This window comes from Prauserella muralis (assembly GCF_003202285.1).
GTDB lineage: Bacteria > Actinomycetota > Actinomycetes > Mycobacteriales > Pseudonocardiaceae > Prauserella_B > Prauserella_B muralis.
The window spans coordinates 902,193-923,345 of the sequence record NZ_MASW01000002.1; the positions used below are offsets into that span (position 1 = coordinate 902,193).

15 protein-coding genes are annotated in these 21,153 nt (G+C 72.5%); 9 read left to right on the top strand and 6 right to left on the bottom strand.

What is annotated here, in order from left to right; translation table 11 throughout:
- Positions 1–91 precede the first annotated feature (91 nt).
- Together BAY60_RS15450 and BAY60_RS15455 are read right to left on the bottom strand one after the other, a co-directional pair.
- Positions 92–448: a hypothetical protein gene (locus BAY60_RS15450; RefSeq protein WP_245992517.1), complete on the bottom strand. Its 357-nt coding sequence runs from the start codon at positions 446–448 to the stop codon at positions 92–94.
- Complete coding sequence (locus BAY60_RS15455) at positions 442–1,476, bottom strand: DNA polymerase III subunit beta family protein (protein ID WP_112281620.1); 1,035 nt, start codon at positions 1,474–1,476, stop codon at positions 442–444. Before BAY60_RS15455 ends, BAY60_RS15450 begins: the two co-directional genes overlap by 7 nt.
- A 100-nt stretch (positions 1,477–1,576) precedes the next feature.
- On the opposite strand from BAY60_RS15455, the gene BAY60_RS15460 reads away from it, so the two are divergent.
- Positions 1,577–2,743: a lactate 2-monooxygenase gene (locus tag BAY60_RS15460; protein ID WP_112281621.1), complete on the top strand. Its 1,167-nt coding sequence runs from the start codon at positions 1,577–1,579 to the stop codon at positions 2,741–2,743.
- Between the two features lie 41 nt (positions 2,744–2,784).
- The gene (gene hrpA / locus BAY60_RS15465) at positions 2,785–6,657 is read left to right on the top strand and encodes an ATP-dependent RNA helicase HrpA (RefSeq protein WP_112281622.1); all 3,873 of its coding nucleotides are present in this window, start codon (positions 2,785–2,787) and stop codon (positions 6,655–6,657) included.
- 97 nt (positions 6,658–6,754) lie between these two features.
- Here hrpA and BAY60_RS15470 read toward each other — a convergent pair whose 3' ends face one another.
- Positions 6,755–8,434 (bottom strand): bifunctional 3'-5' exonuclease/DNA polymerase, encoded by a 1,680-nt coding sequence (locus BAY60_RS15470; RefSeq protein WP_112281623.1) that lies wholly within the window; start codon positions 8,432–8,434, stop codon positions 6,755–6,757.
- 92 nt (positions 8,435–8,526) lie between these two features.
- Here BAY60_RS15470 and BAY60_RS15475 point away from each other — a divergent pair, with 92 nt between their 5' ends.
- Positions 8,527–10,152, top strand: coding sequence for an acyl-CoA synthetase (locus BAY60_RS15475; protein WP_112281624.1), 1,626 nt, complete (start codon positions 8,527–8,529; stop codon positions 10,150–10,152).
- Between the two features lie 23 nt (positions 10,153–10,175).
- On the opposite strand, the gene BAY60_RS15480 is transcribed toward BAY60_RS15475, so the two are convergent.
- The gene (locus BAY60_RS15480) at positions 10,176–11,045 is read right to left on the bottom strand and encodes a hypothetical protein (RefSeq protein ID WP_245992518.1); all 870 of its coding nucleotides are present in this window, start codon (positions 11,043–11,045) and stop codon (positions 10,176–10,178) included.
- A gap of 198 nt (positions 11,046–11,243) precedes the next feature.
- Between BAY60_RS15480 and BAY60_RS15485 the strand changes: the two genes are divergently transcribed.
- From BAY60_RS15485 to BAY60_RS15495, 3 genes are all read left to right on the top strand, one after another.
- Positions 11,244–12,443, top strand: a complete 1,200-nt coding sequence (locus BAY60_RS15485) for a S8 family peptidase (protein WP_112281626.1) — start codon at positions 11,244–11,246, stop codon at positions 12,441–12,443.
- 89 nt (positions 12,444–12,532) lie between these two features.
- Positions 12,533–13,279 (top strand): SDR family oxidoreductase, encoded by a 747-nt coding sequence (locus BAY60_RS15490; RefSeq protein WP_112281627.1) that lies wholly within the window; start codon positions 12,533–12,535, stop codon positions 13,277–13,279.
- Between the two features lie 137 nt (positions 13,280–13,416).
- Positions 13,417–14,955, top strand: coding sequence for a DHA2 family efflux MFS transporter permease subunit (locus BAY60_RS15495; protein ID WP_112281628.1), 1,539 nt, complete (start codon positions 13,417–13,419; stop codon positions 14,953–14,955).
- A 46-nt stretch (positions 14,956–15,001) separates the two neighbouring features.
- On the opposite strand, the gene BAY60_RS15500 is transcribed toward BAY60_RS15495, so the two are convergent.
- A complete protein-coding gene (locus tag BAY60_RS15500) occupies positions 15,002–15,637 on the bottom strand; it encodes a TetR/AcrR family transcriptional regulator (protein ID WP_112281629.1) in 636 nt (211 codons plus the stop codon).
- Positions 15,638–15,650: 13 nt separating this feature from the next.
- Entirely contained in the window at positions 15,651–17,363 is a 1,713-nt protein-coding gene (locus BAY60_RS15505) for a GMC oxidoreductase (RefSeq protein WP_112281630.1), read from the bottom strand.
- 126 nt (positions 17,364–17,489) lie between these two features.
- Between BAY60_RS15505 and BAY60_RS15510 the strand changes: the two genes are divergently transcribed.
- The 3 genes from BAY60_RS15510 (at position 17,490) to BAY60_RS15520 (ending at position 21,145) form a co-directional block, all read left to right on the top strand.
- The gene (locus BAY60_RS15510; protein WP_112281631.1) at positions 17,490–18,260 is read left to right on the top strand and encodes an ABC transporter ATP-binding protein; all 771 of its coding nucleotides are present in this window, start codon (positions 17,490–17,492) and stop codon (positions 18,258–18,260) included.
- Positions 18,261–18,263: 3 nt separating this feature from the next.
- Positions 18,264–20,135, top strand: coding sequence for an FtsX-like permease family protein (locus tag BAY60_RS15515; RefSeq protein WP_112281632.1), 1,872 nt, complete (start codon positions 18,264–18,266; stop codon positions 20,133–20,135).
- 203 nt (positions 20,136–20,338) lie between these two features.
- A complete protein-coding gene (locus BAY60_RS15520; RefSeq protein ID WP_112281633.1) occupies positions 20,339–21,145 on the top strand; it encodes a siderophore-interacting protein in 807 nt (268 codons plus the stop codon).
- The last annotated feature ends 8 nt before the right edge of the window (positions 21,146–21,153 follow it).

Below are 21,153 nucleotides of genomic sequence, written 5' to 3' on the forward strand. Positions count from 1 at the left end.
TCCACTGTGGACCCCGACGAGATCAGCTCGCCGAGCGCGTGCTGTTCCCGCGGCGGCAGCCGCCGTTCGGCGTGCAGCATCCTGGCCGCGGTCACCAGCCGCTCCTGGTCGGCGTCGGTGCCCAGGTCGCCGTAGTAGGCGGGCAGCAACAGGCGCAGCGAGCGCAGGTCGGCCCGCCGTGCGCGCGGGCCAGCGTCGCGTGCAGCGAGGCGTGGAACCCGGCGACCCGGTCGGCCCGCTCCAGGCACACCTGGTTCCAGTGCAGCGTGTCCTCGGGCGTCGGCTGGTGGCGGGCCAGGTAGTGCGCGGCGACGCAGGCCTCGTAGTCGTCGGTGGCCGCCTGCCACGCCCGCTCGAACAGCGTGCGGGCCTCGGCCGGCCGGCCCTGTGCCTCGGCCGCCATGCCCTCGCCGCACAGGCGCACGACGGGGTTGTCCGGGTTCAGCACCGCCGCACCTCCGGGTCCTGGACCGGCATCACGAGCGTGGTGAAGCTGCCCTGGTCCGCGGAGCGCACCAGCACCGGTGTCTCGGCGGTGGCGATCTCCAGCAGCACGTCCGGCCCGACGCTCGCCTCGAGCGCGGGCCCGAGCACGGCGGGGTCGAAGGCGATCCGCAGCGATTCCGAGCACACGGCGGGCAGCGTGGTGGCCCCGACGCCCAGCGTGTCCGGCTGCGCTCTCAGCACCACGGCCGAGCCGTCCTCGGCGTCGAGCGCGGCCGCCAGTTCCGCGCGGCCGGTAAGCACGCGCCGCCGTGGCCCCTCCAGGCCCGCGAGCACCTCGCGGTAGGCGGGAAACTCGGCGTCCGACACCGGCAGCGTCCGCCGCTCGCCGCCCGCGAGCAGGACGGACTCACCGTCGCCGGTCCGCAGGGTCACCTCGGCGTGCCGGGCCGCCCACGCGGACGTCTCCACCAGCGCGGGCACGGGCACCAGCAGGCTCGCCGGCCCGCCGCTGACCGCGTGCGGTGTCAGCTCGCGCACGGCGAGCCGGTAGCGGTCGGTGGCCACGAGGCGCACCCGCGTGCCGGACAGCTCGACGAGCACGCACCGCAGTGCCGGGAACTCGCCGGTGCGCGCCGCCGACGGCGCCACCTGGCGCACGGCGCCCGCCAGCTCGGCGCCGCCGACGCGGACCTCGGTGTGCCCGCCGCCGCCCGGCAGCGCGGCCCTCGCCGCCTCCAGTGCGGCCTGCGCCGCCTCGGCGTCGACGCGCAGCCTGTGCGCGTGGGTGTCGAGCACGGCCCGCGCCCCGGCCGGGTCGCCGTCGAGCACCGCGGCGACCTCGGCCAGCGGCAGTCCCGCCGCGCGGAGCCTGCGCAGCTGGACCGCCCTGGGCACCTGCTCGTCGCTGTAGTGGCGGTAGCCGGTCGACGGATCCACCCGCGCCGGCGTCAGCACCGCGCAGTCGTCGTAGAAGCGCAGGGCACTCGGGGTGAGCCCGGTGAGGCGCGCGAACGCGCTGATGCTGTGCATACGGCGATACTGGGCGTTCAACCGACGTGAAGGTCAACACCGCGGCTGCGCGTAGGATGCCCGCCGACACCAACGCCGGGGGACGAGCACGGAGGTGCCTGTGGCCGAACGGTTCGGTTCCTACCAGAACGAGATCTACCTGCAGGGCTACGGCGGGACGAAGCCCGCGTTCTCGACCGACCCGACGCGCCTGGAGGCCTCGGCCGCGGAGCTGCTGGCGCCGGAGCCGTTCTGGTACGTGGCGGGCGCGGCGGGTTCGGGCGCCACCGCACGCGCCAACCGGGAGGCGTTCGACCGCTGGAGGATCGTGCCGCGGATGCTCACCGACGCGACCGAACGCGACCTGTCCACCAGCGTGCTCGGCACCACGATGCCCGCGCCGGTGCTGCTCGCGCCCGTCGGCGTGCAGTCCATCGTGCACGCCGACGCCGAGCCGGCCACCGCCCGTGCCGCCGCCGGGCTGGGACTGCCCATGGTGCTGTCCACGGCGTCCTCCACGAGCATCGAGGACGTCGCCGCCGCCTCGGGCAGCGGGCCGAGGTGGTTCCAGCTGTACTGGCCGAACGATCCGGACGTGTGCGGCAGCATCCTGTGCCGCGCCAAGCGTGCGGGCTACTCGGTGCTCGTGGTGACGCTCGACACGTGGACGCTGGCATGGCGGCCGTGCGACCTCGACGCCGGGTACCTGCCGTTTCTGCACGGCGAGGGCATGGCGGTGCCGTTCAGCGACCCGGTGTTTCGCAGCAGGCTCGACACGAGCCCCGAGGAGGACACGCCGTCGGCGGTGCTGCGCTGGATCTCCATGGTCACCGGCACCGACCGCGCGTGGGACGCGCTGCCGTTCCTGCGCGAGCACTGGGACGGCCCGATCGTGCTCAAGGGCATCCAGCACGTCGACGACGCGCGGCGCGCGGTGGCCGCCGGGATGGACGGCATCGTGGTGTCCAACCACGGCGGGCGGCAGGTGGACGGCGCGATCGCGGCGCTGGACGCGCTGCCGGAGATCGCCACCGCCGTCGGCGACCGGATCGAGGTGCTGTTCGACTCCGGCGTGCGCACCGGCGCGGACGTGCTCAAGGCGCTGGCGCTCGGGGCGCGGGCCGTGCTGCTCGGCAGGCCGTACGTCTACGGGCTGGCGCACGGCGGCGAGGACGGGGTGCGACACGTGCTGCGCAGCGTGCTCGCCGACTTCGACCTCACGATGGGCCTTTCCGGTCACCGCACGGTCGCCGAGTTGGGCGCGGCCACGCTGCGACGGGCCGGTTGAGCGGACGGCATGCGCGGCGTCCCGGCTAAGCTGGGTGCCGTATGTCCACTCCCGTCCACGAGCTGCGGTCGCGGCTGCCCGAGCTGATGCTGCGCGACGCGCATCGGCTGCGCCGCCGTCTCGACGGCGCCCGCAAGGCCCGCAACGCCGAGCAGATCACGGCGCGTATCGCCGCCGACGTCGAGGCCGCCGAACAGCGCGTGCGGCGCCGCAGGGAATCCGTGCCGAAGATCACGTACCCGCCCGAGCTGCCGGTGAGCCAGAGCCGGGACGACCTCGCGGCGGCGATCCGCGACCACCAGGTCGTGATCGTGGCGGGGGAGACCGGCTCCGGCAAGACCACCCAGCTGCCCAAGATCTGCCTCGAGCTGGGGCTCGGCGTGCGCGGGCAGATCGGGCACACCCAGCCGCGCAGGCTCGCAGCCCGCACGGTCGCGGAGCGCATCGCGAGCGAGCTCGGCACCGAGCTGGGCGCCTGCGTGGGCTACAAGGTCCGGTTCACCGACACCTCGGGCGACGACACGCTCGTCAAGCTGATGACCGACGGCATCCTGCTCGCCGAGATCCAGCAGGACCGGATGCTGCGCCAGTACGACACGATCATCATCGACGAGGCCCACGAGCGCAGCCTCAACATCGACTTCCTGCTCGGCTACCTCAAGCAGTTGCTGCCCCGCAGGCCCGACCTGAAGGTGATCATCACCTCGGCGACGATCGACCCGGAGCGCTTCTCCCGGCACTTCTCGGACGCGCCGATCGTGGAGGTGTCCGGCCGGACGTACCCGGTCGAGGTGCGGTACCGGCCGATCGTCGACCCCGACGACCCGGATGCCGACCCCGACCGCGACCAGGTGCAGGCGATCATCGACGCGGCACGGGAACTGATGGCCGAGGGGCCCGGCGACATCCTCGTGTTCCTGTCCGGCGAACGCGAGATCCGCGACGCGAGCGAGGCGCTGAGCGCGCTGGAGCTGCCGAACACGGAGATCCTGCCGCTGTACGCGCGGCTGTCGGCGGCCGACCAGCACCGCGTGTTCCAGCGGCACAGCGGACGGCGCATCGTGCTGGCCACCAACGTCGCCGAGACGTCGCTGACCGTGCCCGGCATCAAGTACGTCGTCGACCCCGGCACGGCCCGCATCTCCCGCTACAGCCACCGCACCAAGGTGCAGCGGCTGCCCATCGAGCCCGTCTCGCAGGCCTCGGCCAACCAGCGCAAGGGCCGCTGCGGGCGCACATCCGACGGTGTCTGCATCCGGCTCTACTCCGAAGAGGACTTCGAGAACCGCCCGGAGTTCACCGATCCGGAGATCCTGCGCACCAACCTGGCGTCGGTGATCCTGCAGATGACCTCACTGGGGCTCGGTGACATCGCCGCCTTCCCGTTCGTCGAGCCGCCGGACCGGCGCCAGGTCACCGCGGGCGTGCAGCTGCTGCAGGAGCTGGGCGCACTGGACCCGGCGAAAAAGCAGCTGACGCCCGTCGGCAGGCAGCTCGCACAGCTGCCGGTCGATCCACGCCTCGGCCGGATGATCGTGGAGGCCGCGCGCAACGGCTGCGTGCGCGAGGTGATGGTCATCGCCGCCGCACTGTCCATTCAGGATCCCCGCGAGCGGCCTGCCGACAAGCAGGAGGCGGCCAGGCAGCAGCACGCGCGCTTCGCCGACCCCAACTCCGACTTCCTCGCCTACCTCAACCTGTGGAACTACCTGCGCGAGCGGCAGAAGGCGCTGTCGGGCAACCAGTTCCGCAGGCTGTGCCGCGCGGAGTACCTGAACTACCTGCGGGTGCGCGAATGGCAGGACATCTTCAGCCAGCTGCGCCAGCTCGCCAAGCAGCTCGACATCACGCTCAACACCGTGCCCGGCGACCCGCAGCGCATCCACACGTCGCTGCTGGCGGGGCTGCTCTCGCACATCGGGCTCAAGGACCCGGCCAAGGGCGACTACCTCGGCGCGCGGGGCACCCGGTTCTCGGTGTTTCCCGGCTCGGCGCTGTTCCGGAAGCAGCCGCGCTGGGTCGCCTCGGCCGAGCTGGTGGAGACCTCCAGGCTGTGGGCGCGCGTCAACGCCCGCATCGAGCCGGAGTGGGTGGAACCCCTCGCGGAGCACCTGGTGAAACGCACCTACTCGGAGCCGCACTGGGAACGCAAGCAGGGCGCGGTGATGGCCAACGAGCGGGTGACGCTGTACGGCTTGCCGCTCGTCACCGGCCGCAAGGTCAACTACGGCCGCATCGATCCCGAGCTGGCACGGGAGCTGTTCATCCGGCACGCGCTGGTGGAGGGCGACTGGGACACCAACCACCGCTTCTTCGCCGAGAACCGCGCCCTGCTGGGCGAGGTGGAGGACCTGGAGAACCGCGCGCGGCGGCGGGACATCCTCGTCGACGACGAGACGTTGTTCGCCTTCTACGACGAGCGGGTCGGCTCCGAGGTGGTCTCGGCCCGGCACTTCGACACCTGGTGGAAGAAGAAGCGGCGCAGCGAGCCGGACCTGCTCAACTTCGAGAAGGCCATGCTCGTCAACGCCACCGCAGACGACGTGCGGGAGGGCGACTACCCGGACACCTGGGCCCAGGGCAACCTGACGTTCGACCTCACCTACCAGTTCGAGCCCGGCACCGAGGCGGACGGCGTCACCGTCCACATCCCACTCCCGGTGCTCAACCAGGTGCGCACCGACGGTTTCGAGTGGCAGGTGCCGGGACTGCGCGAGGAACTGGTCACCGCGCTCATCAAGTCGCTGCCGAAGGCGCTGCGCCGCAACCTCGTCCCGGCGCCGGACACCGCACGGCAGGCGCTCGCCGCGCTGGAGCCCTCCTCCGAGCCGCTCACCGGGGCGCTGGCCGCCGAGCTGGAACGCCTGCGCGGCGTGGCCGTCCCGCCGGACGCGTGGCAGTGGGACTCGGTCCCCGGCCATCTCAAACCCACCTTCCGCATCGTCGACGAGCGGGGCCGCAGGCTCGCGGAGGGCAAGGATCTGGACGCGCTGCGCGAGCGGCTGAGCGAGCGCCTGCGCAAGACCATCTCGGCGGCGGCCGACGACATCGAGCGCGGGGGCCTGCGGACGCCGTCGTTCGGTGAGCTGCCGCAGGTGTTCCAGGCGCGCAGGCGCGGCCACGAGGTGAAGGCCTACCCGGCGTTGGTGGACGAGGGCGACAGCGTGGCCGTGCGGATGCTCGACACGCCCGGGCAGCAGCGCACGGCCATGTGGGAGGGCACGCGCAGGCTGCTGCGGCTGAACCTGCCCTCGCCGATGAAGCACCTCAACCGCAACCTGGGCAACCGGTCGAAGCTGGTGCTGACGCGCAACCCGCACGGCAGCGTCGCCGCACTGCTGGAGGACTGCGTCGACTGCGCCGTGGACAAGCTGGTGGCCGACGCGGGCGGCCCGGTGTGGGACGAGTCCGGATTCGCTGCGCTGTTGGAGAAGGTGCGGGCCGGCCTCAACGGCACGGTGCTCGCCGTGCTGCGCGAGGTGGAGAACGTGCTCGCCGCGAGCCACGACGTCGAGGCGCGGCTGGCGGAGATGCGGGGCGGCGCGCTCGCCGAGTCGCTGGCCGACGTCCGCGCGCAGCTCGACGGGCTGGTGCACGCGGGCTTCGTCACCGGAACCGGGTTCGACCGGCTGCCCGACGTCGTGCGGTACGTGCGCGCGATCGAGCGGAGGCTGGAGAAGCTGCCGACCGACCCGGCGCGCGATGTCGAGCGGCTGCGCGAGGTGCAGTGGCTGTGGCAGGAGTACCAGGCCGCGCTCGCGGAGCTGCCGCCGAGGACGGCGCCGAGCCCGGAGCTGGCGGAGGTGCGGTGGATGATCGAGGAGCTGCGGGTGAGCTTCTTCGCGCAGACGCTGCGCACCGCGTACCCGGTGTCGGTGAAGCGCGTCCTGCGAGCCCTCGACGCCGCCGCCTGAAGCTCCCCAATGCGGCATTGGTGGCGTTGAACGCTACGAATGCCGCATTGGGGAAGTTGAGCGCTACGAATGCCACATTGGGGAGCTCGGCTCCGGGTCAGGCTTTGGCGTCGGCGTAGCAGTCGACCACGGCGGCGGGCATCGGGAAGCGCACCGGGCAGGCCGGGCCGAACACCAGTGCCGTCGTCTCCCGTACCGCCTCCTCCAGGCAGGCGCTCACCTGGTCCGCCAGCTCGGCGGGCGAGTGCACCAGCACCTCGTCGTGCTGGAAGAACACCAGGTGCGCGGGCTCGGGCAGGCGCTGCCGCAGCGTGGCCAGCAGCACCGCCGTCCAGTCGGCGGCGCTGGCCTGCACGACGAAGTTGCGCGTGAACCGGCCCCAGTCCCTGGCCGCCCGGCGCGCCCTGTCCTCGTCGGCGCCGCCGCCGGTCAGTGCCCGCCACGCCGCCGACGGCGGGGGAGAGGTCCGGCCCAGCCGCGAGCGCACGGTCTCGCCGCGCTCGCCCGCCAGCGCGGCGCGCTCCACATAGGACACCGCGTCGGGGAACCGCTGGCGCAGCAGCGCCATGAGTGACGCCGCCTCGCCCGCCGTGCCGCCGTACATCGCCGAGAGCATCGCGATCTTGGCACGGCCACGGTTGTCGCCGTCCGGGGTCGCGCCGGGAAACATCGCCTCGGCCAGGCTGGTGTACAGGTCCGCCGCCGCGCACACGTCGGCGAGCCTGCGGTCCCCGGCCAGCGCGGTGAGGATGCGCGGCTCCAGCTGCGCGGCGTCGGCCACGACGAGCTTCCAGCCCGGGTCGGCGCGCACGCACGCGCGCAGCACGCGCGGAATCTGCAGCGCCGCGCCGCCCCGGCTCGCCCACCGGCCGGACACCACGCCGCCGACGACGAACACCGGCCGGAAGCGGTCGTCGCGCACCCAGTGGTCGAGCCACGTCCAGCCGTGCGCGGAGTGCAGCCGCGCCAGCTCCTTGTACTCCAGCAGGGGCTCGACGGCGGGGTGGTCGATCTCGCGCAGCACGTGTGCGCGGGCGGACGGAATCGAGATGCCCTCGCGGCCGAAGGCACGCACGACGCTGCCCGGGTGGTCGATGGTGAGCGGCCTGCCCCCGAAGGCCTGCTGTACCCGCTCGGCCAGGGCCGCCAGCTTCGCGGGCCGCTGCCCCGCGGGGACCCGCTCGCCGAGCAGGTCGGTCAGCAGGGCGTCGTGGACGTCGGCGCGCCAGGGCAGCCCGTCGGCCGACATCTCCGCCGCCGCGAGCGCGCTGGCCGACTCGGCGGCGGCCAGCAGCCGCATCCGGTCCGGATGCGCCAGCCGTGCGATCCGCCGCTGCTGCTCGGCGAGCACCACCTCGGCGGCGTCCGCGGCGGCAACGCCGGGCGGCAGCCCGGAGCCGCGCGGGTCGAACAACGTCGGCTGCTCGTCGAGATCGGGATGGCCGGGCTCGGCGATGGCGGGCGGGTCGAGCCCGCGGGCCCTGGCGTAGGCGGCGGCGAGCCAGCGCGACGCCTCATGCCGCTGCTCGTGGGCCAGCAGCAGCCCCTCGACCAGCGCCAGATCGTGACACCGGCGCACGCGCACCCCGGCGTCCAGCAGCGCCGGGTAGTCCTGCTCGACCGAGGTGAACACCCAGCGCGGGCTCAGTTCCCGCTCCCAGCGCGCGGCGTGCCGGGCCAGGTCCGCGGCCGGGAGGCGCTCCGGCGCGTCGAGCGCCGCGCCGGGCGAGCGTACGGCGTAGACGTCGTCCGCCTCGCGGGCCACGATCAGGTACACACCGGTGATTGTCCTGGTGACACCGACAGGCTACGGTCGACGCCCAGGCTACTAGCCGGTAGGTTCAGCGTGCGAGCGCAAGGAGGTGCCGGATGAGGAGGCCGCCCGCAGTGGCCGAGCTGGCGAGTCGTGTGTCGGAGAAGGCCCGGAGCGTGGAGGTGCTGTGGCGGGCGGGGCTCGTCCCGTTCCCGCGCCTCGACGAGGGCATCCGCTCGCTGGTCGCCACCCGTCGCTACGGTCCGCTCGCCGGGTCGGTCCGCATCGCCGCGCACAGGGACCCGGACGCGATCGGCATCGTGGACGAGCGCGGACCGCTCACCTTCGGCCAGCTCGACCGGCAGTCCGACGCGCTGGCGCGCGCCTGGTTCGAGCGCGGCGTCCGGCCCGGCTCGGCCATCGCCGTGCTGTGCCGCGACCACCGGGGGCTGGTGCTGACCATGCTCGCCGCGGGCAAGCTGGGCGCGCCGCTGCTGCTGCTGAACACCGGGTTCGCCAAGCCGCAGCTCACCGATGTCGCCGCACGCGAGAAGGTCGAGGTGCTCGTCTACGACGAGGAGTTCACCGACCTGCTCGCCGGCGTCGACGGCGCCGACCGCTACCTGGCCTGGACCGAGTCCGACCTCGCCGAGCGGGACATCCCGGTGCTCGACGAGATCATCGCGGGCACCGACGACCGGCCGCTGCCCGCGCCCGAGAAGCCCGGCGGGCTCGTGCTGCTCACCAGCGGCACCACCGGTACTCCGAAAGGCGCGCCCCGGCCCAAGATCTCCGCGCTCGACTCGGCGCAGTTCCTCGACCGGATCCCGCTGCGGGTCGGCGAGGCGACGTTCATGGGCGCGCCGCTGTTCCACGGCACCGGCATCTCGCAGTTCATCCTGTCGCTCGCGCTGGGCTGCACGGTCGTGCTGCGCCGCCGGTTCGACCCCAAGGAGACACTGCGCGGGGTGGCCGAGCACCGCTGCACCGCGCTGGTGCTGGTGCCCACCATGCTCCAGCGGATCATCGACCTCGGCCCCGAGGTCATCGGTGCGTATGACACCTCGAGCCTGCGGATCATCTTCGTCGCGGGCTCGGCACTGGCTCCCGACACCGGCAACCGCGCCACGGAGCTCTTCGGCGACGTCATCCACAACCTCTACGGCTCCACCGAGGTCGCCGTGGCCACCGTCGCCACACCCGAGGACTGGCGCAAGGCCCCTGGCACGGTGGGCAGGCCCCCGGTCGGCTGCCGGGTGCGGCTCTACGACGAGCACGGACGCCAGATCACCGAGCCGCACGTCACCGGCCGGGTGTTCGTCGGCAGCGGCCTGGCCTTCGAGGGCTACACCGACGGGCGGCACAAGGACATCATCGACGGCCTGCTCTCCACCGGCGACGTCGGCCACTTCGACGCCGATGGCCTGCTGTTCATCGACGGCCGCGACGACGAGATGATCGTCTCGGGCGGCGAGAACGTCTACCCGATCGAGGTGGAGAACCTCATCGTCGAGCGCGACGATGTGCTGGAGGCCGCCGTCATCGGGGTCGCCGACCAGGAGTTCGGGCAGCGGCTCAAGGCGTTCGTCGTGCCCGCGCCGGGTGCGACGCTCGACGCCGACACGGTCCGCGAGCACGTCAAGGCCAACCTCGCCCGCTACAAGGTGCCCCGCGACGTCGAGTTCCTGGACGAGCTGCCGCGCAACGCCACCGGCAAGGTCCTGCGCAACAAGCTGTCCTGATCGCGACCTTCGTAGGGGCCGGGTCAGCCCCAGCCGATACCGAACCTGCCGGGTCCGAAGTCCACCGCGACGGCGTGGGCGGTGCCGTCCTCGCCGATGCGCAGTTCGCGGGTCTCGGGCTGCGGGGAATCCTCCGCGCGCGCGTACTGCCAGCACCGCTGCGGTACCGAATCGGGCTCGAAATGCACTTCCAGCAGATATTCCGGAATGGGTTGCCGGAACTGCCGGCAATGGGTTCTCGCCTCGTCCTGCGCGCCGGAATGGTCGTAGGTCAGCGAGTATTCGGCCAGGTGGGTCTCGCCGCTGCCGAGGCACCGGCCGAACAACAGCTCCGCCAGCACGACGCCCCGTTCGGTGTCGGCCTCGACCCGGCCGAGCGAGCAGTTGCGCAGGGCCCGCACGGCGGGCGGGGGCGCGCCGTTGTGCGGGTAGGTGAGCAGCCAGCGGTCCGCGCCGTCGGCTCCGGCGCGGAAGACGGCCTTGGCGGTGACCGTGTGCACCGTGCCGCCGTCGCCCACGGTGCAGCGGTCGTGCAGGCCCACCAGGGCCGCCGCGGGGCCGCTGTCCAGCGTCAGCGGCTGCTCGGCGCCGTCGGCCCTCCTGCGCGACGACGTGCCGCGGGGGCGGGGCGGTGCCAGCAGGCTGAGCAGTGCCCCCGCGGGCACCTCCAGGATCTCCTCCAGCACGCGCACCGCCGAAATGGAGCTCTGCCGTTCCGGCTGGCGTTTTCCCGACTGCCAGTAACTGAGCGCGGTGACGCTCACGGAAATGCCACGTTCCTGCAACCGTGCCTGAATGCGGTCGAGACCGAGCCCGCTGCCGGAAATGGCTTGCCGCAGCGCGGCCGAAAACGCGGTGCCGCTCATGTCCAGGCTCGCCCCCCGACGACGCATGCCCATAACGATATGGACAACGTTAGCAGTACTGTGTAACGCGCGTGCGATGGCTGCCGAGCGTGAGCAAGACCCCGTTCGGTCTACTCTATGTTAGGCCAAATGGCCTACAACTGGTAACTGTGAATCATTGCCCAACTGCATCCCGGTCCCGTTGCATGACTGACACGTCAACACTGGGGACGAGGAAGGATGCCGATGGGCAACTCGGGGAAACTTCGCAAGGGCCTCACCGCCGGTGCCGTGGTGGCCGGTGTCACGGGCGTGGTCGCGGCCGGACTGGGGCCCGCACAGGCCGCGCAGGCCGAGGGACGGATTCTCTCGGCGAACACGCCGAACGCGGTCCAGGACAGCTACATCGTGGTGCTGAAGCAGAGCAGCCTCACCGCGCAGGTCACGTCCCTGGCCAAGGACCTGGTCGGTGACTACGGCGTGAGCCTGGGCCGCACCTTCGGCAGCGCGCTCGACGGCTTCTCGATCCGCGCCAGCGAGGCACAGGCCAAGCGGCTGGCCGCCGACACCGACGTGGCCTACGTGGTGCAGAACCAGCGGGTGCACGCGGCCGACGTGCAGGACGCGCCGCCGTCCTGGGGGCTCGACCGCATCGACCAGCGCGACCTGCCGCTCGACGACGCCTACAACTTCGCGGGCAAGGCCGACAACGTCACCGCCTACGTCATCGACACCGGCGTCACCGCCGACCACAGCACCTTCGGCGGCCGGGTGAACGGCGGGTACGACTTCATCGACAACGACGAGGACCCGGCCGACGAGAACGGGCACGGCACGCACGTCGCGGGCACCATCGGCGGCGAGGAGTACGGCGTCGCGAAGGGTGTGCAGATCGTGCCGGTGCGGGTGCTCGACGCCAACGGCAGCGGCACCACCGAGCAGGTCGTCGCCGGCATCGACTGGGTGGCGCAGAACGCCAGCGGCCCGTCCGTGGCGAACATGAGCCTCGGCGGCACCGTCGACGAGGCGCTCGACAACGCCGTGCGCGGCGCCATCGGTGCGGGTGTCACGTTCGGCGTCGCGGCGGGCAACGAGGGCCAGGACGCCGGCAACACCTCGCCCGCCAGGGTGACCGAGGCGATCACGGTCGCCGCCAGCGACGACGCCGACGCGCAGGCCGACTTCTCCAACTACGGCGAGGTCGTCGACCTCTACGCCCCGGGCGTGGACATCACCTCGGCGTGGAACGACGGCGGCGAGAACACCATCAGCGGCACCTCGATGGCCACGCCGCACGTCGTGGGCGCCGCGGCGCTGTACCTCTCCGCCAACCCGGAGGCCGCGCCCGCGGACGTGGAGTCGGCACTGGTCGAGAAGGCCACGCCGGACAAGATCACCAACCCGAGCCCGGGCACGCCCAACCGGCTGCTCTACACGGGGGAGTGACAGGCCCCTCCACTCCCTGGAGGAACACGGTGGCCCGGCGCGGCGCGCGCCGGGCCACCGGCTTGTTACCGGACGGTAGGGTGTCGCCCATGCGGACGAACATCCTGATCACCGGCGCGAGCTCGGGCCTCGGCGAGGGCATGGCCCGGCGGTTCGCCGCCGAGGGTCGCAACCTCGCCCTGTGCGCCCGCCGCACCGACCGGCTCGACGCGCTCGCCGCCGAGCTCACCGAGCGGCATCCCGGCATCCGGGTGCTCACCCGTGAACTCGACGTCAACGACCACGACCGGGTCTTCACGGTGTTCGGCGAGTTCCGCGCCGAGCTGGGCACGCTCGACCGCGTGGTCGTCAACGCGGGCCTCGGCAAGGGACAGCCGGTGGGCACCGGCTACTTCCGGGCGAACAGGCAGACGGTCGAGACCAACCTCGTCGCCGCGCTCGCCCAGTGCGAGGCGGCGATGGAGATCTTCCGCGAGCAGAACGCCGGGCACCTCGTGCTCGTGTCGTCGTTCAGCGCGCTGCGCGGAATGCCCCGCAACCTCACCGCGTACGCCGCGTCCAAGGCGGGCGCGGCGGCGCTCGCCGACGGCATCCGCGCCGACACGCTGCGCACGCCGATCACGGTCACCACCCTGCTGCCCGGCTACATCGAGTCGGAGATGACCGGCCGAGCGGGCCGCACGCCGCTCATGGCCGGCGCCGAGGCCGGAGCCCGGGCGATGGTGAAGGCGATCGAGCGCGAGCCGGCCCGCGCGTACGTGCCGGGCCTGCCGTGGGCGCCACTGAGTGTGATCGTGCGCCTGCTGCCCGCGCGCCTGCTGCGCCGATTGGCGTAACCACGTGATGCCGCACACAGCGGAATTGTTGGAGCCGTAATTCCGTGCCCGGTACGCTGACAATGCGTACTTCAAGGGGGACATCCATTTTCACGCACGCGCATTTCCGCGTGCGTTCTTCACGGGGACATGGCTTCATGACAACTTCGCATGCGGCCGGGGCCGACGAGCTTCCGGCGAAGGACAAGCTCGACCGGGGAGTGCTGAAGGTCGCGGGCGTCGTCGTGCTCGGCGCCATCATGGCGATTCTCGACACGACGGTGGTCAACGTCGCCCTGCAGCAGCTGACCATCGAGTTCCGGACGTCGTTCGACACGATCCAGTGGGTCGCCACCGGCTACATGCTGGCGCTGGCGACGGTCATCCCGGTGACGGGCTGGGCCTCCGACCGGTTCGGAACCAAACGGCTCTACCTGCTCGCGATCGTGCTCTTCCTCGTCGGCTCGATGGTCGCGGGCCTGGCGTGGAACATCGAGTCGCTCATCGCCTTCCGGGTGGTGCAGGGGCTCGGCGGCGGCATGCTGATGCCCGCGGCGATGACGATCCTCACCAAGGCGGCGGGCCCGCAGCGGGTCGGCAGGGTGATGGCGGTGCTCGGCGTGCCGATGCTGCTCGGTCCCATCGCGGGCCCGATCCTCGGCGGCTGGCTCGTCGACTCGGTGAGCTGGCGCTGGATCTTCTACATCAACGTGCCGATCGGCGCTGTCGCGCTGTTCGCGGCGTGGCGGGTCCTGCCGAGGGACGAGCCGCAGCCGACGCACCGCTTCGACTTCCCCGGCATGCTCATGCTCTCGCCGGGCCTGGCGCTGCTGATCTACGGCGTGTCCGACATCCCCAACGCGGGCGGCATCACCGCCACCAGCGTGTGGCTGCCGATGCTCGCCGGCATCGTGCTCATCGCCGGGTTCGTGGCGCGGGCGTTGCGCATCGCCAACCCGCTGGTGGAGCTGCGGCTGTTCCGCGACCGGACCTTCTCCATCGCGGCGGCCACCATGTCGCTGTTCGCGGTGGCGTTCTTCGGGGCAATGCTGCTGCTGCCGACGTACTTCCTGCTGGTGCGGGGCGAATCGGCGCTCGCGGCGGGCCTGTTGCTCGCGCCGCAGGGTCTCGGTGCGATGGTCGCCATGCCCTTCGCGGGCAGGCTCGCCGACCGCGTCGGCGCGGGCAAGGTGGTGCTGCCGGGCCTGCTGCTGATCGTCGGCGGGCTCGTCATCTTCTCCCAGGTCGCGGCGGACACGCCGTACTGGGCGCTGCTGACCTCGTTGTTCGTGCTCGGCCTTGGCATGGGCTGCACGATGATGCCGATCATGTCGGCCGCGCTGCAGACGCTGACCAAAAAGGACGTGGCGCACGCCTCCAGCGCGCTCAACATCATCCAGCAGACGTCGGGCGCCGTCGGCGCCGCGGTCATGTCGATCATCCTGGCCGGGCTGCTCGCCGGGAAGTTCGGCGTGCCGACGAGCCAGGGTCAGCTCGCCGCCACGGCGGCGCTGCACGATCCGCGCACGCACGACGCGGCCGCGGTGCTGGCGGCCGACTCCTTCGCCTCGACGTTCGTGTGGTCGCTGGTGCTCGTGGGAGCCTGCGTCATCCCCGCGCTGTTCCTGCCGAAGAAGCCGCCGGTGCCCAAGGAGGACGGCGACGAGACGCAGGCGCCGCCCGTGCTGGCCCACTGACCGGCCTGGGTGGCCGACACACCTGCGTGGGCGGCCGGCACAGTGGTCAGTGGGCGGGCGTGCGCACGGCGGCGGGCAGCACCTCGGCGACGAGCGTGCGCAACTGGGTGCTCAGTAGTGTGTGGACCTGCTTGCGGTCGAGCGTGCCCCGCACCAGCCACTCCCGCCCCGCGGCCTTGACCATGCCGCCGTAGGCCCGCACGAGCGCGTTGCGCTGCTCGGCGAGCGTGGAGTCCTCCTCGCGCGGGAAGCCCATCGCCTCCAGCACGCGGTCGGCGGCGGCGCGGTCGGTCTCGTCGACGATGCGCTCGACCTCGGCGTCGCGGCCGATGCCCTCCGGCGTGATCGCCGCGAGCCACATCTTCTCCTGCCGGACGACCATGTCGAGGAACCAGTCCACGGCGGCGTCGGTGCGCTCCTCCAGCGAGCCCTTCGGCAGGCGCTCGACGGCCACCTGCGGCACCGTCAGCGCCCGCTGGACCACGGCCAGGTACAGCTCCCGCTTCGTGCCGAAGTAGTGATTGATGAGCCCTCGCGCGACTCCGGCCCTGGCTGCGATGTCTGATGTGGACACCTCGGCGTAGGGGCGCTCGCCGAAGAGCTCGGCCGCGCAGACGAAGATCTGCTCCTTGCGCTCGTCCGGCTCCAGCCGTCGCCACCGTGGCGCCGAGTCCGTGGTCATGACGTGCAGTTTCTCACGAGGACTCCCGCTCCGCCGGGAAGAGGGGCAACCGCAGCGCGCCGGGCGCGGCGTCGGGCACCACGGGGTTCTTCGGCGCCACCGGGGTGACCCGCCGGTAGCCCGCCCCGAGCGGGGGCCGGGGGTCGCGCTCACCCCTGTTGGGCCACAGGGCCATGGCGCGCTCGGCCTGGGCCGTGATGGTCAGTGACGGGTTGACGCCGAGGTTGGCCGTGATGGCCGAGCCGTCCACGACGTGCAGCCCGGGGTGGCCGTACACCCGCTGGTACGGGTCCACCACGCCGGTCTCCGGCGAGTCGCCGATGGCGCAGCCGCCGATGAAGTGCCCGGTGAGCGGGATGTTGGCGAGGTCGTTCCAGCCGCCGCCCGCGGTGCCGCCGATCTTGTCCGCCACCCGGCGGGCGACGTCGTGCCCGGCCGGGATCCAGGTCGGGTTGGGCTCGCCGACGCCCTGCCGGGTGCGCAGCCGCCGCCTGCCCAGCAGCCCGCGCCGGGTGTAGGTGGTGACCGAGTTGTCCAGCGTCTGCATCACCAGCAGCGCGATGGTCTGTTCCGACCAGTGCCGTGGATCGTGCAACGCGGGCAGTGCCCGCCGGTGCTTCCACATCTGGCGCAGCCCGGCCACCCACCGGGGTGTGCCCGGTACCGGGTCGGTGAGCACGGCGCCGAGCAGGCCGAGCAGGTTGCTGCCCTTGCCGTAGCGCACCGACTCCACATGGGTCACCTCGTCGGGGTGGATGGAGGAGGTGATGGACACGCCGCGGTGGTACTCGGCGCCCGCGCGCGTGGTGCGCGCGGCCAGGATGGCCTCGGAGTTGGTCCTGGCCAGCAGTCCCAGCCGCGGCGAGAGATGGGGCAGCACTCCCCGGTCGCGCATGCGGTGCAGCAACCGCTGGGTGCCGAGCGCCGCGGCCGAGAAGATCACCTGCTCGGCGGTGAACGTGCCGCGGCGCCATGGGCGGGAGGTGTGGACGGCGCTCACGGTGTACCCGCCGCCGGGGCGCGGGCGGACCTCGGTGACCGTGGTGAGCGGGTGTACCCGCGCGCCCGCCTGCTCGGCGAGGTGCAGGTAGTTCTTCACGGTGGTGTTCTTCGCGCCGTGGCGGCAGCCGGTCATGCACGCGCCGCAGTGGGTGCAGGTGCGCCGGGCGGGTCCGGCGCCGCCGAAGAACGGGTCGGGCACCTCGGTTCCGGGTGCCTGGCCTTCGGCGCCGAAGAACACCCCGACCGGCGTGGGGCGGTAGGTGCGGCCGATGCCCATGTCCTCGGCGACCTCGCGCATCACCTCGTCGGCCGGCGTCGTGAGGGGGTAGCGGGTCACGCCGAGCATGCGCTTGGCCTGGTCGTAGTAGGGCGCCAGCTCCGACTTCCAGTCGGTGATGTGTGACCACTGGCGGTCGGCGAAGAAGGTGTCCGGCGGCTCGTACAGGGTGTTGGCGTAGCCGAGCGAACCGCCGCCGACACCCGCGCCGGTGAGCACCAGCACGTCCGGCAGCGGCGTGATGCGCAGGATGCCGGTGCAGCCGAGCAGGGGCGCGAAGAGGTAGTCGCGCACGCGCCACGACGTCGTCGCGAACTCGTGGTCGGCGAAGCGGCGGCCGGCCTCCAGCACGCCGACGCGGTAGCCCTTCTCCGTCAGCCGCAGGGCGCTGACACTGCCGCCGAAGCCGGAGCCGATGACCAGGACGTCGTAGTCGAACCGCGTCATGCGCACACGGTGCGCCCTTGTTGGCAAGGTGTCAAGAGGCGTCACCCGAGGGTAGGGCGAACCCCACCGCGGGCTCGGGTGTCCGCACCGCTGTGCCGGGCCTCGTTTCCGGGTGGGATGAAAGCCATGACAGCACCCCTTTCCACCGAGCTCGGCCGCCGTGCGGGCGGCGGGCCCGCCGCCGTCGAGCTTCGTGACGTGAGCAGGCACTACGGCACCAAGCACGATCTGGTCCGGGCGCTCGACGGCGTCAGCGTCGCGTTCGCCGAGGGTTCCTGGACCGCCGTCATGGGCCCGTCCGGCTCGGGCAAGTCCACCCTGCTGCACTGCGCGGCCGGGCTGGAGCGGGTGAGCGGCGGCCAGGTACTGCTCACCGGCGACGACATCACCGCCGCCGACGACGCGGCGCTCACCCGGCTGCGGCGCAGCCGCATCGGCTTCGTCTTCCAGAGCTTCAACCTCATCGGCTCGCTGACCGCCGAGCAGAACGTCGCGCTACCGCTCAAGCTCGCCGGGCAGCGGGTGCCCGCCAGGCAGGTGCGCCAGGTGCTGGCGAGCGTCGGGCTCGACGAGCGCCGCAGGCACCGGCCCCGCGAGCTTTCCGGCGGCCAGCAGCAGCGGGTCGCGATCGCCAGGGCGATGGTGACCAGGCCGAGCGTGCTCTTCGCCGACGAGCCGACCGGCGCGCTCGACTCCGCCTCCGCCCGCCAGGTGCTGCGCCTCCTGCGCGAGATGGTCGACCGGGCGGGGCAGACGATCGTGATGGTCACCCACGACCCGGCTGCCGCCGCGAGCGCCGACTCCGTGATGTTCCTTTCCGACGGCCGCATCGTCGACCACGCCGCCGCGCCGACCGCGGCCGAGGTCGCCGAGCGGCTCGCCCGGCTGGAGGCGTAAGCGATGCTGCGCCTGTCCTGGAGCACCTTCCGCGAGCGCTGGCAGCTGTTCATCGGCGCCACGCTCACCGTCTGCCTCGGTGTCGCGCTCGTGCAGTCGTCGCTGCTGATCCTCGTCTCGGCCGCGGTCGGCGGTTACGTCGAGGCGATCGCCCTGCTGGGCATCACGCTCGGCATCTCGGCGTTTCTGGCGGTGTTCATCGTCAGCAGCACGTTCGCCTTCACCGTCGCCCAGCGCAGGCGTGACCTCGCGCTGCTGCGGCTCACCGGCGCCGCGCGCGGCCAGGTGCGCAGGCTGCTGCTGTCCGAGGCGACGCTGCTGGGGTTGCTCGGCACCGCGCTCGGCGTCCCGCTCGGGCTGCTCGTGATGCGCGCGCAGTCATGGCTGCTGCGTGATCTGGGTTTCGTGCCCGCCGAGTTCGCCCCACGGTGGCAGGGCTGGATCCTCGCGGTGTCCGCCGGGATCGGGCTGGGCGTCGCCGTGAGCGGTGTGCTGGCGGCCTCCCGGCGGGCGGCGAAGGTGCGCCCGCTCGAGGCGCTGCGCGACACCGGCGAGGCCGCGCGCGTGATGACCGGCCTCCGCTGGTTCTTCGGCATCCTGTTCCTCGCCGGATCGGTGAGCCTGGTGATCGTGTCGTCGTTCGCGGGGCCGGAAGGTGCCATCCCGCTCGCGGTCAACGCCGCGCTCACCGCCGCTGTGGCGCTGAGCGCGCTGAGCCCGCTGGTGGTGCCGCTGATCGGCCGCGTGTTCGGCGTCGCGCTGCGCGGCAGCACGCTGGGCGGCCTCGCCCAGGCGAACCTGTGGGACGGTGTCCGGCGCAGCGCCTCCACGGCCGCACCGCTGATCGTGCTCGTGGCGCTGCTGCTCGGCCAGTCCGGCACGCTGCTGTCGATCGGCGAGGCCGGCCAGGTCGAGCAGCGCCGGGACCTGCGCGGCGACCTCGTCGTCACCGCGCAGGGGCAGACCGGAGCCGCCTCGGTGCCCGGCGTCGACGTGGCCGCGCCGCAGTTGCGCCTGCCCGTGCGGACCACCACCACGACCTACGAGGGCGACGGCGAGTACGAGACCGAGGCCGACAACGTCGACGCCCTCGTGGTGGACCCGGCCGCCTACGCGCGGACGCATCGCGCCGAGCCGGTCGCCGGGTCGCTCACCCGGCTGCGCGGGAACACGGTGGCGGTCACCGCGGACAGCGGCTTCCCGCTCGGCACCACCGTCGACGCGCGGATCGGGGACCGGGACGTGCCGTTGCGGGTGGTGGCGGTGCTGCCGATGACCTTCGCCGGTGGCTCGATGCTGCTGCCCGTGGACGCCGTCCCGGCCGCCGTCGCGGCGCGGGCACCGTCGGAGACGATCGTGCGGCTGGCCCCCGGCGCCGACGCCGGCGCCGTGCGCGGAGCGCTCGGCGAGTTCGGTGAGGTGCGCACGCTGGAGGAGTGGATCGACCAGTCGGCGAGCAGGCAGCAGCAGGTGAGCACCGGGATCATGACCGTGATCCTCGGGCTGGCCGGGTTGTACGCGCTGATCGCCGTGGTGAACGCCGTGGTGATCGCCGCGGCGGAGCGGCGCAGGGAGTTCGCGGTGGCCCGGATGAGCGGGCTGACACGGGGGCAGGTGGTGCGGCTGGCTCTGCTGGAGTCGTGGGCGGTGGCGGCGATCGGGCTGGTGCTCGGCGGGCTGGCGGGGGCGGGCACCTGGGTCGGCATCGGCGCGGCGACCGAGCGGATCGCCGGGCAGTCGACGATCGTCGTGCCGTGGACGCTGCTCGGCGTCGTCGTGGCCGGTGCGCTGCTGGTGGTCGGTGCGACCAGCGTGTGGACGGCGTGGTCGGCGACCAGGGCGCGGCCGGTGTCGCTCGCCGGTGCGGCGGAGTAAGGGGGTCGTGACGACACGGGAGTCGGACGAGTTCAGTGCGCAGGCCGAACGCCGGGGCGCTGGACCAGTTCCTCGCGGCGCGCGCGGATCGAGGTCTTCCCGTGGCCGTGCCCGGCGCCCAGTGAGTGGGGCCGCGCCGTGCACCCGGATCGATCTTAGGTTAGCCTTAGTTGAAGCCCGTCCGGTGTAGTGAGGAGCCACGAATGGCCGAGCGACGCGAACGCAGCGCAGGCAAGCCGGTCATCCGGCTGCGCGTGCTCCGCACCGAGCGCATCACGCCGCACATGATCCGGGTCGTCGCCGGGGGAGACGGGCTCGCCGCCTTCACGCCGAACGGGTTCACCGACGCCTACGTCAAGGTGCTGTTCCCGGTGCCGGGCGTCGAGTACCCCGAGCCGTTCGACATGCAGACCATCAAGGCCGAGCTGCCGCGCGAGCACTGGCCGCGCCAGCGCAGCTACACGGTGCGTTACTTCGACGCGGCCGCGGGCGAGCTGGTCATCGACTTCGTGCACCACGGCGACGCGGGTCTCGCGGGGCCGTGGGCGGCCCGGCTCGAGCCCGGCGACGAGGTGATGCTGCTCGGTCCCGGCGGGGCGTACGCGCCGAGCCCGGACGCCGACTGGCACCTGCTCGTCGGCGACGAGAGCGCGCTGCCCGCGATCGCCGCGTCGCTGGAGGCGGTGCCGGCGGGTGCGCCGGTGCGGGCGGTGCTGCTGGTGGAGGACGCCTCCGAGGAACAGCCGCTGGCCACGAAGGGCGACGCCCAGATCCGCTGGCTGCACCGCCGCGCGGGTGACGACATCGTGGCCGCCGTGCGGCACCTGGAGTTCCCTCCCGGCACCGTGCACGCGTTCGTGCACGGCGAGGCGGGATTCGTCCGCGACCTGCGCAGGCACCTGCTCAGCGAGCGCGGCGTGGCCAAGGAGTGGCTGTCGATCTCCGGCTACTGGCGGCAGGGCCGCACCGACGAGGCGTGGCGCGAGGAGAAGCGAAGCTTCATGGAGTAGTGGTTCAT